We start from the raw sequence: 13,836 nt of genomic DNA, 5'->3' as shown, positions 1-13,836 counted from the left end.
GATCCTCCCTTCGCATACGCGCCCATGGTGCGGGCAGGTCGAGTGAGGGCGCACCGCGGCACAGCCCTTCCGGGCCGCGAAAGGGACTGCGCGGGGAGCGAGTCCAATTCTTCCTGGCGTATCGGCGGGCGGCAACGAGCAATTGGCGCAGCTGACGGGAATCAGCCGGAATGACTCTGATATCCCTGCCCCCGCCCAGCCGGGATGACACCTTCTGTCCCGCCTGAACAGCGAGGACCAGCGGAAACGCTCCGTACGTCCCGGTCGGCCGCTTCAGCCCCGCTGCCATCGCCGGCGGCCGGCCGGTGCGCCCGGTTTCCCATGAGGCGGTCGATGCGCCGGTTTCCCATGGGGCGGATTCGCCGATTGTCGGTGCCATCGGGTTGCATGGAGGCATGGACAACCTGGACCTCCGCGCCGAAGCCGATGCCGTCCTCGCCGAGCTCGTCGGCGATCCGGGAGGCTCGGCGCGGCTCCGGGAGGACCAGTGGCAGGCGGTCGCGGCCCTGGTGGAGGAGCGGCGGCGTGCGCTGGTGGTGCAGCGCACGGGCTGGGGCAAGTCGGCGGTGTACTTCGTCGCGACCGCTCTGCTGCGCCGGCGTGGCTCCGGGCCCACGGTGATCGTCTCGCCGCTGCTGGCGCTGATGCGCAACCAGGTCGAGTCGGCGGCGCGGGCCGGTATCCGGGCACACACCATCAACTCGGCCAACCCGGAGGAGTGGGAGACCATCTACGAGGAGGTCGAGCGCGGCGAGACCGATGTCCTCCTCGTGAGTCCGGAGCGTCTCAACTCCGTGGATTTCCGCGATCAGGTGCTGCCCAGGCTCGCGGCCACCACGGGCCTGCTGGTGGTGGACGAGGCGCACTGCATCTCCGACTGGGGGCATGACTTCCGGCCCGACTACCGCCGGTTGCGGGCGATGCTCGCCGAGCTCGCTCCCGGCGTACCGGTGCTGGCCACCACCGCTACGGCGAACGCGCGGGTCACCGCGGACGTGGCCGACCAACTGGGAACCGGTGCCGGCGAGGCCCTGGTACTGCGCGGTCCGCTGGAGCGGGAAAGCCTGCGGCTGGGCGTCGTCCGGCTGCCCGACGCCCCGCACAGGCTGGCCTGGCTCGCCGAGCACCTGGAGGAGCTGCCGGGCTCCGGGATCATCTACGCCCTCACCGTCGCCGCGGCGGAGGAGGCCACCGCCTTCCTGAGGCAGCGCGGCTTCCGCGTCGCCTCGTACACCGGAAGGACGGAGAACGCCGACCGGCTGCAGGCAGAAGCCGACCTGCAGGAGAACCGGGTCAAGGCGCTGGTCGCGACCTCGGCCCTGGGCATGGGATTCGACAAGCCGGATCTGGGCTTCGTGGTCCACCTCGGCTCGCCGTCCTCGCCGATCGCCTACTACCAGCAGGTGGGGCGTGCGGGACGCGGGGTGGCCCACGCCGATGTGCTGCTGCTGCCGGGCAAGGAGGACGAAGCCATCTGGCGCTATTTCGCCGATACCGCCTTCCCGCCCGAGGCACAGGTCCGGCAGACGCTCTCGGCCCTCGCGGGTGCGGGACGGCCACTGTCCGTGCCGGCCCTGGAGGCGGCGGTGGACCTCCGGCGCACGCGTCTGGAGTCGATGCTGAAGGTGCTGGACGTCGACGGCGCGGTCAAGCGGGTCAAGGGCGGCTGGACGGCGACGGGCGCCGAGTGGACGTATGACGCCGAACGCTACGCGTGGGTGGCGCGGCAGCGGTCGGCCGAGCAGCAGGCCATGCGGGACTACGCGAGCACGTCCCAGTGCCGGATGGAGTTCCTGCGCCGGCAGTTGGACGACGAGGGGGCGGCCCCGTGCGGTCGGTGCGACAACTGCGTGGGAGCCTGGGCCGACACGGCCGTTTCCGCCGAGACGCTGACGGGCGCGACGAAGGAACTGGACCGCCCGGGGGTGGAGGTCGAGCCGCGCCGCATGTGGCCGACGGGCATGCCCGCACTGGGCATCGACCTCAAAGGCCGTATCCCGGCCAAGGAGCAGTGCTCCACCGGACGTGCACTGGGGCGGCTCTCGGACATCGGCTGGGGCAACCGGCTGCGCCCGCTGCTCGCCGAGAACGCACCCGACGGCCCGGTCCCGGACGACGTCCTGCGGGCTGCGGTGGCGGTCCTCGCCGACTGGGCACGCTCTTCGGGCGGCTGGGCGCCGAATGTCCCGGACGCCGCCGCCCGGCCGGTAGGAGTCGTCGCCGTACCGTCCCTGACCCGCCCGCAACTGGTCGGCTCCCTCGCCCGGGGAATCGCGACCGTCGGCCGCCTTCCTTTCCTCGGCACCCTGACGTACACCGGGCCGAGCGGTGCGCACGCGGCCCGCCGCAGCAACTCCGCCCAGCGCCTCAGGGCGCTCTCCGGCGCGTTCGCCGTTCCCGAGGAGCTGGCCGGCGCCCTGGCCGGCACCCCCGGTCCCGTCCTGCTCGTGGACGACTGCACCGACTCCGGCTGGACTCTCGCCGTCGCCGCCCGGCTGCTCCAGCAGGCAGGCAGCGAACAGGTTCTGCCCCTGGTCCTCGCCGCAGCGGGCTGAGACCCTCTGTGCCCGTGCCGCGACGACTGGCCCGCGCCACCCGGCGCGGGCCGCAGCCGTGGTCGCACTCGTCGGTGGCCGCCGAGCAGGCCATCATGTCGACGAGCCCACCACTCGCCGCGCAGCCGTGAGCGGACCGAACGGTCGCTGATGCCCCGGCACTTGTCGACGACGGTCATGCCCCCATGCAACCCGATGGTTGTGGCAGGGCGCCAACGGCCCGCCCACCTGTGGACAAAGTTATCCACAGGGGTCGCGGAATCCGGCCGCTCGCGGGACGGTCGTGACATGAACCAGTACCACGAATCCACCGGCCCGACCGACGAGCAGCAGATCACCCTGCGAGGACCTGCCGAACTCGCCGATGCCCTTCCGTATCTGATGGGGTTCCACCCGAACGACAGCGTGGTCATGGTCGCCCTGCACGGCGGCAGGGGCCGCTTCGGCGGCCGGCTCAGGCTCGGCATCCCGCAGTCGCCGCAGGAATGGGCGCCCGTCGCCGAGCAGCTCGCCGAGTGCCTGATCAAGGGCAGCGAGCGGCGTGGGGAGCGCCCTGACGCGATCGTCATCTTCCTCTGCCAGGATCCGCCCGAGGGCGAATCCGGCAGCCAGATCATGGAGCGGTTGCGGCCGTTCGCCCAGCGTCTGCGTACGGCGTGCGGTGCGCTGGACGTGCCGGTGCTCGAAGCGCTCTGCATCTCCGACGGCCGGTACTGGTCCTACTGCTGCCCGGACGGGCGTTGCTGCCCGACGGAGGGGAACCAGATGGCCATGCCCGGCACTTCGGTGATGGCGGCCGCCGCCGCGTACGCAGGCATCCAAGTACGCGGATCACTGCGGGAGATGGAGGCGAGGCTCGCGCCGTTGAAGACCTCGGCGGCGGTCGGCCAGCAGCGCGCACTCGACTCGGCGGGTGCCGAGTTGGTGCCCAGGCTCCTGGACGAAGAGGGGCGCGAAGATGTGGCCCGAGAGACCCTGGACATCGCCCGGCAGCTCATGAAACGCCTCAGGGAGACGCCGCCGGTGGGGGCGCCCTCCGTCTCGGACGTCAACGACGACCGGCTGATCAGCCATGACGAGGCGGCAGCGGTGATCCTCGGCCTCCAGGACCGGGACACCCGCGACAGGGCCGCGGAGTGGATGGAAGGCCCGGAAGCAGATTCTGCGCTGAGGCTCTGGCGCGCGCTGTCCCGTCGTTGCGTGACACCGTACGAGGAACATGCCGCGGCGCCATTGACCCTGGCCGGATGGGTCTCATGGTCGACGGGCGATGAACCGGGCGCACGGGTCGCCCTGGGCCTCGCCCTGCGGATGGATCCCGACTACACCTTCGCCCAGCTCCTTCATGAGGCGTGCAACCAGGGCCTCGACCCGGAGACCCTGCGCCGATGCCTGCGCGGGGAGCGCAGCGCACGGACGCGGCGGCGCAGCCACCGGCCGGACCGCAGCCCGCGCCCCCGCGCGGCGCGGCCCGCCGGCACCCACCGGAAGAAGGCCCCGTCCGGCTCCGCCCGTCCCGGATCGGCGGCCACCCGGCGCCGGTCCGGGCAAGCCGCTCCCGGCCGACGCGTATCCGGTGGCGAGGAATGACCCATATGCCCTGTCGCTGCGGAGGGCGGGAGAAACCACGAGCGAGAGGGCGGCGAAGAGCTCCCGGAAGAGCATGGCGAAGGGAGTGTTTATCGTCAGGCAGACGACTATGATCACCGCATGCCGCCCTACGACCCGTCGACCTTCCCGCCCTTCGCTGTCACCGTCGACCTGGTCGTGCTCACGGTGCGCCGACATGCGCTCTGCGCGCTGGTGGTACGCCGTGGTGAGCCACCGTTCCAGGGGCGATGGGCGCTGCCCGGCGGGTTCGTCAAAGCCGATGAGGACCTCGGTGCCGCAGCAGCGCGCGAGCTGGTCGAGGAGACCGGGCTGTGTGCGCAGGACCCGTCGGCCCCGGCGATCGGGAACGGCGCCCACCTCGAACAGCTTGCGACGTATGGCGACCCCGGTCGTGACCCGCGGATGCGGGTCGTCAGCGTCGCCCATCTCGCTCTGGCCCCCGATCTGCCGGCCCCGCGGGCCGGCGGCGATGCGAACAGCGCGCGATGGGCGCCCGTCGACGATCTGCTCGGGGCGGAGGGAAGCTTCGGCCACGAGGGCGAGAGTCAGGCCCCGCTGGCCTTCGACCACGCGCAGATCCTCGCCGACGGCGTCGAACGCGCCCGTTCCAAGATCGAATACTCCTCCCTGGCCACCGCCTTCTGTCCCCCGGCCTTCACGGTCGGCGAGCTCCGGAGGGTGTACGAGGCGGTGTGGGGAGTGGTTCTCGACCCGCGGAACTTCCATCGCAAGGTCACCGGCACCCCCGGCTTCCTGGTGCCCACCGGCGGCACGACCACTCGCCAGGGCGGACGTCCGGCCCAGCTCTTCCGGGCCGGTGCGGCCACCGTGCTCAACCCTCCGATGCTGAGGCCGGAAGTCTGACCTCGCGGAACGCCCACGGGACCGGTGTTGCGCAAAAAGTCGGATTTGTCGGGTTATCTTTCTGCGGTACCCGCCCTGCCGCCGAGCGGTCTCACCTTCCGCGAGAGAAGCGATGCTCCAGGCCATCGGACTCACCAGCGCCCCCCGTCGTGGTCTCCCGGCTGCCGTGGACGATCTCACCTTCGAAGCCCGGCCCGGCCAGGTCACCGCGCTCCTGGGTGAACCGGGCTCGGGCAAGACCGCAGCCCTCCGCCTCATGCTCGAACTCGACTCGGGGCGAGGGGTCGCCTACTTCCGGGGCAGACCGATGCACCGGATCCCGCATCCCGCGCGCGAGGTGGGCGTGCTGCTCGGAGACGTACCGGGTCACCCCGCGCGTACTGCTCGCGGTCAGCTCCGGATGCTCGGTGCCGCCGCGGGCGTACCCCCGGCGCGGGCCGACGAACTGCTTGAGCTCGTAGGTCTCGCCGGGCTCGGGGGCCAGCGCATCGGTGCACTCTCGCTCGGCATGGACCGGCGGCTCGCTCTCGCCTCGGCACTGCTCGGTGACCCCCACACGCTCGTCCTCGACGACCCGGCAGAAGGTCTCGCGCCGCGCGAGAGCAGTTGGCTGCACAGTCTGCTGCGGGCCCATGCGGCCCGGGGCGGGACCGTCCTGTACACCACGGCGGACCCCAAGGAGGCCGCGCGTGCCGCCGACCGTGTGGTCACCGTCGACAGCGGCCGCCTTGTCGCGGACCAGGGCGCCGACGACTTCTCGCGGACCCGCCTCCGCCCCCGGGTCGCGGTCCGGACCCCGCACGCGGCTCGCCTCGCGGCAGTCGTCAGCCGTGAGGCCCGCGCGGCCCGGCGCTCGGTGGAGGTGGTCCCCGAGGCCGGTGGGCGCCTCGCCGTGTACGGCTCCAGCTGTGCGGAGATCGGTGACCTCGCGTTCCGGCACGGGCTCCCGGTGCACCAACTGGCCGACGAGGTCGGCGACACCCGCTCCACCGCGCCCGGGGACGGCGCGGCCCCCACGGAGCCCGGAGTGCCTGCGAACTCCCCGGGGCCTCCGGATTCCGCAGGGCCTGAGGGCCGCACGGGATCACGCGATCCGCGACCGGTCGCGCGGGTGTCGGGCCTGGAACCGGCCCCGCCCATCCGCCGCCGTCCGGCTCCCGGTCCGCTTCATCCGCTGCGGTACGAGCTGCGCCGTCTGCTAGGCGTCAGAACAACAACCATGATCATGGCTGCCGTTCTGGTCGTCTCCGTCGGACTCTCCGTACTCCTCGCCCGCATCGGTCACGTGCCGTTGCCGAAAGTGCTGGCGGCCTGGCCGTCGCTGCTGCCGCTGCCGCCCGCTGCGGTCGGGGCCGGACTGCTCGGCGCCCTGTCGTTCGGTGACGAGTTCCGCTACCCCGCGCTCGCCGCGGGCCGAGGTACCGTTCCCCGCCGCCTGGGGCTGCTCCTGGCCAAGATGATGGTGTCCGCAGGTGTTGCCGTGGTGCTCTCCGGGGCCGTCGTACTGGCATCGGCCGGGGCTCTTCGTCTCGTGTACGGCCCCGATTGGATCGATGTCCCGCCGAACCCGTTTTCCCTGGGTGTGAGTTGGGTGGCACTGGCCGTGGGCTGTGCCTGGGCGGGCCTCCTGGCCGCCGGAGTCTTCCGGGTGACAACGGCCGGTGTCGCCGCGGTGCTTGCCGTTCCCGTACTCGTCGTACCGCTCGTCCAGTTGATGCTGACGGCACCGGGATCCCGTCCGGTCACTGGTTTTCCGGCCAGGCTCCGTGAACTGATGTGGCCGCGCTGGCCGCACGAGACGGACCGATGGGTGGAGCTCGCTTTGGGTGTCGTGGCGCATCCCGTGGGGGCCGCCCTGGCGTTGTCGCTGTCCGTCCTGATGCTCGCCTATCTGCTCACCGGCCTTCAGGGCAGGCCCCGCTGGCGGTCTCAGAGGGCCGCCGGATCGGGACAGGGCTTGTAGCCCATTTGAAAATGCCCGGGTTTATACCAGTAAAGCGTCAATTGGGGGGCGGGCGCCGATCACCCTTTCGTGTGCTTTTCACCAAAGACCTCAAGCGCCGGGTGGGCCGCGCCGACAAAGGATGCGTGAGTACCCTTGCGCACACCATGATGACCGCCGCCCGCTCCGCCGATTCCGGCCTCGCCGGCCCGGGTGAACTCGATCGCTACCCGTATGCGGAGGCGCCGGCCGGCGAGCGTGCCGCTCTTCGCTCCTGGGAGGGCTCTGATGTCGACCTCGGCCGGGTGAGCCGGCGGGGCTCTGCCAGCCGGGGCCGCGGCCTCCACGGCCAACTCGTTCAGCAGCTGGGTCAGATGATCGTTTCGGGTGACCTGGGCGCCGACCGTCCTCTCGTGCCGGAGGAGATCGGTCAGCGCTTCGAGGTCTCCCGCACCGTCGTACGCGAATCGCTGCGCGTTCTTGAGGCCAAAGGCCTGGTCAGCGCCCGTCCCAACGTGGGTACCCGGGTCCGCCCCGTCAGCGACTGGAACCTGCTGGATCCCGACATCATCGAATGGCGCGCCTTCGGTCCTCAGCGCGAGGACCAGCGTCGCGAGCTCGGGGAGCTCCGGTGGACGATCGAGCCCCTTGCCGCGCGTCTCGCCGCGGGCCACGGGCGCGAGGACATCCAGCAGCGCCTCGGCGACATGGTGGAGATCATGGGGCACGCGGTCGGGCAGGGAGACGCGATCACCTGCTCCCGGGCCGATGCGGAGTTCCACTCCCTGCTCATCCAAGCGGCCGGCAACCGCATGCTGGAGCACCTCTCCGGCATCGTTTCCGCGGCCCTGCAGGTCTCGGGCGGACCGGTCACGGGCTGTGACCGCCCCAGTGAGGCGTCGTTGGGCCACCACGCCCGGATCGTCGAGGCCCTCGCGTCCGGTGACGCGGCGGGCGCCGAGACGGCCATGCGTCAACTGCTCGTTGTCCACCCCGAGGTGGAGCGTGTGGTGCCCGCGCCCCGCGAGCACTGAGCGCAGCACGGCCACGGTGTGCGAACCGTGTGTCGCCGGGCCGACACGGTCCGGCGGCACGGTTGCAGGGTTCTGCGCTGTTGGTCACGTTCGTCGCAAATGAGGTGTGACTCGGGCCACGCGGATTGGGCGTAACACTCCTCGAAACAGTGCGATGACTTAAGAGGTGACCGCCGCAGAAGGAATACAGCAGCCATCGAGTGCGCTGTGCAGTTCTGAGGCGAAACCCGCGCCGTCGGTACATTCCCAGACCGGCGGTCGTCGGCTCAAGCCCTTTCCGGGGCCGGGCCGGAAGCCGTTTCCATCGTTCCGAGAGGTTGTTCGTGTCGGCCAGCACATCCCGTACGCTCCCGCCGGAGATCGCCGAGTCCGAGTCTGTGATGGCGCTCATCGAGCGGGGAAAGGCTGATGGGCAGATCGCCGGCGATGACGTGCGTCGGGCCTTCGAGGCTGACCAGATTCCGCCAACCCAGTGGAAGAATGTTCTGCGCAGCCTCAACCAGATCCTCGAGGAAGAGGGTGTGACGCTGATGGTCAGTGCCGCGGAGCCGTCCAAACGTGCCCGCAAGAGCGTCGCAGCAAAGAGCCCGGTCAAGCGCACCGCCACCAAGACTGTCGCGGCCAAGACAACCGTGACCAGGACGGTCGCGGCCACTGCCGCCCCGTCGGCAGAGACCGCGGACGTGGTGGCTGGCGACGCTGCCGCGGCCGGCCCTGCGAAGAAGACGGCGGCCAAGAAGACGGCTGCCAAGAAGACCGCCGTGAAGAAGACGGCGGCAAAGAAGACAGCAACGAAGAAGTCCGGAAAGCAGGACGACGAGCTCCTCGACGGCGACGAGGCGGTCGAGGAAGTAAAGGTCGGCAAGGGCGAGGAAGAGGAGGTCGAGGGCGAGAACAAGGGCTTCGTCCTCTCCGACGACGACGAGGACGACGCACCTGCCCAGCAGGTCGCCGTCGCCGGCGCCACCGCCGACCCGGTCAAGGACTACCTGAAGCAGATCGGCAAGGTTCCCCTCCTCAACGCCGAGCAGGAGGTCGAGCTCGCCAAGCGGATCGAGGCGGGTCTGTTCGCCGAGGACAAGCTGGCGAACTCCGACAAGCTCGCTCCGAAGCTCAAGCGCGAGCTGGAGATCATCGCCGAGGACGGCCGCCGCGCCAAGAACCACCTGCTGGAGGCCAACCTCCGTCTCGTGGTGTCGCTGGCCAAGCGCTACACCGGCCGCGGCATGCTCTTCCTGGACCTCATCCAGGAGGGCAACCTCGGTCTGATCCGCGCGGTCGAGAAGTTCGACTACACCAAGGGCTACAAGTTCTCCACGTACGCCACCTGGTGGATCCGTCAGGCGATCACTCGCGCCATGGCCGACCAGGCCCGCACCATCCGTATCCCGGTGCACATGGTCGAGGTCATCAACAAGCTCGCGCGTGTGCAGCGCCAGATGCTCCAGGACCTGGGCCGTGAGCCCACGCCGGAGGAGCTGGCCAAGGAGCTCGACATGACCCCCGAGAAGGTCATCGAGGTCCAGAAGTACGGTCGTGAGCCGATCTCCCTTCACACCCCGCTGGGTGAGGACGGGGACAGCGAGTTCGGTGACCTGATCGAGGACTCCGAGGCAGTCGTCCCGGCCGACGCGGTCAGCTTCACGCTCCTCCAGGAGCAGCTGCACTCGGTGCTCGACACGCTCTCCGAGCGTGAGGCGGGCGTGGTCTCCATGCGCTTCGGCCTCACCGACGGCCAGCCGAAGACCCTGGACGAGATCGGCAAGGTCTACGGCGTGACGCGTGAGCGCATCCGTCAGATCGAATCGAAGACCATGTCGAAGCTGCGCCACCCGTCGCGTTCTCAGGTGCTGCGCGACTACCTCGACTAGGTCGCAGGAACACACGGACCGAGGGCCCGGATCCCCATGGGGGAGCCGGGCCCTCGGCCTATCAAAGCGTGCGGTCGGCGACCGGCGGGATGACTCTGGGTGGGAATGGTTCACCACGGAGTCAGGAGTGCGCATGTCCCGTACCGTCTTCCGCGCCGTGACCGGGGCGCTCGCCCTGGTTGCCGCCGCAGCCCTGATACCGCTCGGCTCTCATGCCTGGGCGGCCGAGGGCGGCGTTGTCATCGGCGGTCAGCCCGCACATGTCAAGGACAGCCCCTGGGTTGTGGCACTGTCCAGCCGTGACCGGTTCGGAGAATCCCGCGCCGGACAGTTCTGCGGCGGTGTCGCGGTGGCGCCGAAGAAGGTGCTGACCGCTGCGCACTGTCTGAGCCGGGCGGCACTCGGTGTCGATGTCGCCAGCCTGCGCGATCTGCGTGTCATCACGGGCCGCGATGCCCTGCTCGGGGCCGGGGGGAAGGAGATTCCGGTACGGGAGGCATGGGCCAACCCGGGGTTCAACCCCATCACGAATGCGGGGGACCTGGCTGTGCTCACCCTCGCCGAAGCGCTCCCGGAGAAGAGTGTGGTCCCGATGGCCGGATCCGGCGACGCGGGGTATGCACCGGGCACCGAAGCGGCCGTCTACGGGTGGGGCGACACGACGGGCAACAACGACTACGCGTCGTCGCTGCGGGCGGCGAAAGTGAGTGTTCTGCCGGACGCCGCGTGCGCGCAGGCCTACTCGGGCGGCGGTAGCGGCACGTACGACGCCTCGACGATGCTCTGCGCGGGCGAACTGCTGGGAGGGTACGACGCATGTCAGGGCGACAGCGGCGGGCCGCTGGTGGCCCGTGGGCGGCTCATCGGACTGGTCTCCTGGGGGGACGGCTGCGCGAAAGCCGGCAGCCCCGGCGTGTACACGCGGATCTCCGCCGCCATCGGCTGGATGCCGGGAGCCGGCTGACCATCACCGCGCAGGTACGAGAACGGGCGGCCCCCCGCTGGGGAGCCGCCCGTCGGCCGGTCCGGGACCCGGCCCCTGCTCGTCGTGGATGCGAGGTGTCAGCGTTGTTCCTCTTCGGCGGCTTGGGCCTGAACAGCCGTGAGCCGGTCCGTCTCATCCTGTATTTCCGCGGCGATCTTCTTGAGTTCCGGCTCGAACTTGCGACCGTGGTGGGCGCAGAAGAGCAGCTCACCGCCGCTGATCAGGACGACGCGCAGATATGCCTGGGCGCCGCAACGGTCACAGCGGTCTGCTGCGGTCAGCGGGCTCGCGGGGGTCAGAACAGTAGTCACGTCGCCTCTTCTCTAGCTCGACGAGCTGTCGTACCAGGGTCAACATCCAACCAGGCCGAAAACGTTCCCGCTCGTGGCTTTTCTTTGAAACTTCTTCTCAAGATGGCTGTCTGTTGCCGGTTGGCGGCGAATGTGCCGTATTGCGTAGCGCTACGGTTTCGCATTGCTTGTCTTGGTGGGATCCTCCCGGCCGGGTTGCCGGTTTGTTCATGAGGACGTGCCCGGAGCCTAAATGGTTCATGCCTGGAAGGGAACGTGATGTTCGCGTCACTCCTGCGAGGGATCGAACGTGTATGCGAGGCTGGACTACTCTGAGGGTTGTTGAAGGGTGGCGTTACAACCGCTCTACCAGGCCTCGGTACCCTCTCAGCGGCGACCGAAGCCGAGCCCGTTACCCACTGGGCCCCAAATGAAATTCAGCGAGGAGCGAACCGCGTGACCGCCGATACGTCCGTGCCGTCCACTGCGCTGCTGACCGGAGCAGACCGAGACGGTTCCAACTACACCGCGCGGCATCTGCTCGTACTCGAGGGGCTCGAAGCGGTTCGCAAGCGCCCCGGTATGTACATCGGGTCCACCGACAGCCGCGGCCTCATGCACTGCCTCTGGGAGATCATCGACAACTCCGTCGACGAGGCTCTGGGCGGATACTGCGACCACATCGAGGTCGTCCTCCACGACGACAACTCCGTGGAGGTCCGGGACAACGGGCGGGGCATCCCCGTCGACGTCGAGCCGAAGACGGGCCTGTCCGGTGTCGAGGTCGTGATGACCAAGCTGCACGCCGGCGGAAAGTTCGGCGGCGGCTCGTACGCCGCGTCGGGCGGTCTGCACGGCGTGGGTGCCTCCGTCGTCAACGCCCTCTCCGCCCGGCTCGACGTCGAGGTCGACCGCAGCAGCGCGACGCACTCGATCAGCTTCCGGCGTGGGGTCCCGGGGCTCTTCACCGAGCAGGGGCCGGACAGCCCGTTCGACCCGGCCAACGGCCTGCGCAAGGGCAAGCGGGTACCCAAGACGCGCACGGGCACCAGGGTGCGTTACTGGGCCGACCGGCAGATCTTCCTCAAGGACGCCAAGCTCAACCTGGAGACGCTCCACCAGCGGGCGCGCCAGACGGCCTTCCTCGTGCCCGGCCTCACGATCGTCGTCCGTGACGAGCGTGGGCTCGACGGCGAGGGCAAGACCGAGGAGACCTTCCGCTTCGACGGCGGAATCAGCGAATTCTGCGAGTACCTCGCTCCGGACAAGGCGGTCTGCGACGTCCTGCGCCTGAGCGGGCAGGGCACCTTCAAGGAGACCGTGCCGGTCCTGGACGAGCGCGGTCACATGACGGCGACCGAGGTCACGCGCGAGCTCGCGGTCGACATCGCGCTGCGCTGGGGCACCGGATACGACACCACGCTCAAGTCCTTCGTCAACATCATCGCCACCCCCAAGGGCGGCACGCACGTGACCGGCTTCGAGCGCTCCGTGACCAAGACGGTCAACGAGGCACTGCGCTCCGCCAAGCTGCTCCGTGTCGCCGAGGACGACATCGTCAAGGACGACGCGCTGGAGGGCCTCACCGCGGTGGTCACCGTGCGGCTGGCCGAGCCGCAGTTCGAGGGCCAGACCAAGGAGGTGCTCGGCACCTCGGCGGCCAACCGCATCGTCGCCAACGTCGTGGCCAAGGAACTCAAGGCGTTCCTGACCTCGACGAAGCGTGACGCGAAGGCCCAGGCCAGGGCGGTTCTGGACAAGGCGGTGGCGGCCGCGCGAACCCGGATCGCGGCCCGTCAGCACAAGGACGCGCAGCGTCGCAAGACGGCGCTGGAGTCCTCCTCGCTGCCCGCGAAACTCGCCGACTGCCGCAGTGACGACGTGGACCGCAGTGAACTCTTCATCGTCGAGGGCGACTCAGCGCTCGGTACGGCGAAGCTGGCCCGGAACAGTGAGTTCCAGGCGCTGCTGCCGATCCGGGGCAAGATCCTCAACGTCCAGAAGGCATCCGTCTCGGACATGCTGAAGAACGCCGAGTGCGGCGCGATCATCCAGGTCATAGGAGCTGGGTCCGGACGGACCTTCGACATCGACGCCGCTCGCTACGGAAAGATCGTCCTGCTGGTGGACGCCGATGTCGACGGCGCGCACATCCGCGTCCTGCTGCTGACGCTCTTCCAGCGGTACATGCGTCCCATGGTCGAGGCGGGCCGGGTCTTCGCCGCGGTGCCCCCGCTCCACCGGATCGAGCTGGTCCAGCCGAAGAAGGGCCAGGACAAGTACATCTACACGTACTCGGACAACGAGCTGCGCCAGCGGCTGCTGGAGCTCCAGCGGAAGAACATCCGGTACAAGGACTCGATCCAGCGCTACAAGGGCCTGGGCGAGATGGACGCCGACCAGCTGGCGGAGACCACGATGGATCCGCGACACCGCACCCTGCGCAGGATCAACATCGGCGACCTGGAAGCGTCCGAGCAGGTCTTCGATCTGCTGATGGGCAATGAGGTGGCGCCGCGCAAGGAGTTCATCACCAGCTCTGCCGCCACCCTGGACCGCTCGCGCATCGACGTCTGAGCGAAGCCGTCTCCACCTGCAGGTGGAGACGGCTTCTCCACCTGTGATCCACCCCTGAGCCGATGCCCCGACCCGGCCGTTTCCGTAGCGTCGAAGCGTTCGAACTT

Annotated in this window: 9 protein-coding genes; 8 read left to right on the top strand and 1 reads right to left on the bottom strand. The window is 69.5% G+C overall.

Annotated elements, in window-relative coordinates; all coding sequences use genetic code 11:
* The first annotated feature begins 395 nt into the window (after positions 1–395).
* The 7 genes from IE107_RS25860 (at position 396) to IE107_RS25830 (ending at position 10,841) form a co-directional block, all read left to right on the top strand.
* Positions 396–2,555: a RecQ family ATP-dependent DNA helicase gene (locus IE107_RS25860; RefSeq protein ID WP_189546737.1), complete on the top strand. Its 2,160-nt coding sequence runs from the start codon at positions 396–398 to the stop codon at positions 2,553–2,555.
* A 288-nt stretch (positions 2,556–2,843) separates the two neighbouring features.
* A complete protein-coding gene (locus tag IE107_RS25855) occupies positions 2,844–4,145 on the top strand; it encodes a DUF4192 domain-containing protein (RefSeq protein ID WP_189546736.1) in 1,302 nt (433 codons plus the stop codon).
* Positions 4,146–4,265: 120 nt separating this feature from the next.
* The gene (locus tag IE107_RS25850; protein ID WP_189546735.1) at positions 4,266–5,030 is read left to right on the top strand and encodes an NUDIX hydrolase; all 765 of its coding nucleotides are present in this window, start codon (positions 4,266–4,268) and stop codon (positions 5,028–5,030) included.
* 112 nt (positions 5,031–5,142) lie between these two features.
* The gene (locus tag IE107_RS25845; RefSeq protein ID WP_189546734.1) at positions 5,143–6,993 is read left to right on the top strand and encodes an ATP-binding cassette domain-containing protein; all 1,851 of its coding nucleotides are present in this window, start codon (positions 5,143–5,145) and stop codon (positions 6,991–6,993) included.
* 125 nt (positions 6,994–7,118) lie between these two features.
* Positions 7,119–8,006: a FadR/GntR family transcriptional regulator gene (locus IE107_RS25840; protein ID WP_189546733.1), complete on the top strand. Its 888-nt coding sequence runs from the start codon at positions 7,119–7,121 to the stop codon at positions 8,004–8,006.
* A 323-nt stretch (positions 8,007–8,329) separates the two neighbouring features.
* Positions 8,330–9,877, top strand: coding sequence for an RNA polymerase sigma factor (locus IE107_RS25835; protein WP_189546732.1), 1,548 nt, complete (start codon positions 8,330–8,332; stop codon positions 9,875–9,877).
* A gap of 133 nt (positions 9,878–10,010) precedes the next feature.
* Positions 10,011–10,841: a S1 family peptidase gene (locus IE107_RS25830; protein ID WP_189546731.1), complete on the top strand. Its 831-nt coding sequence runs from the start codon at positions 10,011–10,013 to the stop codon at positions 10,839–10,841.
* A 98-nt stretch (positions 10,842–10,939) separates the two neighbouring features.
* Here the strand turns inward: IE107_RS25830 and IE107_RS25825 are convergent, their stop codons facing one another.
* Complete coding sequence (locus IE107_RS25825; RefSeq protein ID WP_189546730.1) at positions 10,940–11,173, bottom strand: DUF7455 domain-containing protein; 234 nt, start codon at positions 11,171–11,173, stop codon at positions 10,940–10,942.
* Positions 11,174–11,608: 435 nt separating this feature from the next.
* Between IE107_RS25825 and IE107_RS25820 the strand changes: the two genes are divergently transcribed.
* A complete protein-coding gene (locus IE107_RS25820) occupies positions 11,609–13,729 on the top strand; it encodes a DNA gyrase/topoisomerase IV subunit B (RefSeq protein ID WP_189546729.1) in 2,121 nt (706 codons plus the stop codon).
* Positions 13,730–13,836 lie beyond the last annotated feature (107 nt).

The organism is Streptomyces gelaticus, from assembly GCF_014649535.1.
In the GTDB taxonomy this organism is placed as follows: domain Bacteria; phylum Actinomycetota; class Actinomycetes; order Streptomycetales; family Streptomycetaceae; genus Streptomyces; species Streptomyces gelaticus.
This window is presented reverse-complemented; position numbering and strand designations above follow the sequence as displayed.

What these genes read in the sequence shown, in the direction of transcription:
- IE107_RS25830 (WP_189546731.1), top strand. Translation starts at nt 10,011, where the DNA reads ATGTCCCGTACCGTCTTCCGCGCCGTGACCGGGGCGCTCGCCCTGGTT.
- IE107_RS25860 (WP_189546737.1), top strand. Translation starts at nt 396, where the DNA reads ATGGACAACCTGGACCTCCGCGCCGAAGCCGATGCCGTCCTCGCCGAG.
- IE107_RS25850 (WP_189546735.1), top strand. Translation starts at nt 4,266, where the DNA reads ATGCCGCCCTACGACCCGTCGACCTTCCCGCCCTTCGCTGTCACCGTC.
- IE107_RS25845 (WP_189546734.1), top strand. Translation starts at nt 5,143, where the DNA reads ATGCTCCAGGCCATCGGACTCACCAGCGCCCCCCGTCGTGGTCTCCCG.
- IE107_RS25855 (WP_189546736.1), top strand. Translation starts at nt 2,844, where the DNA reads ATGAACCAGTACCACGAATCCACCGGCCCGACCGACGAGCAGCAGATC.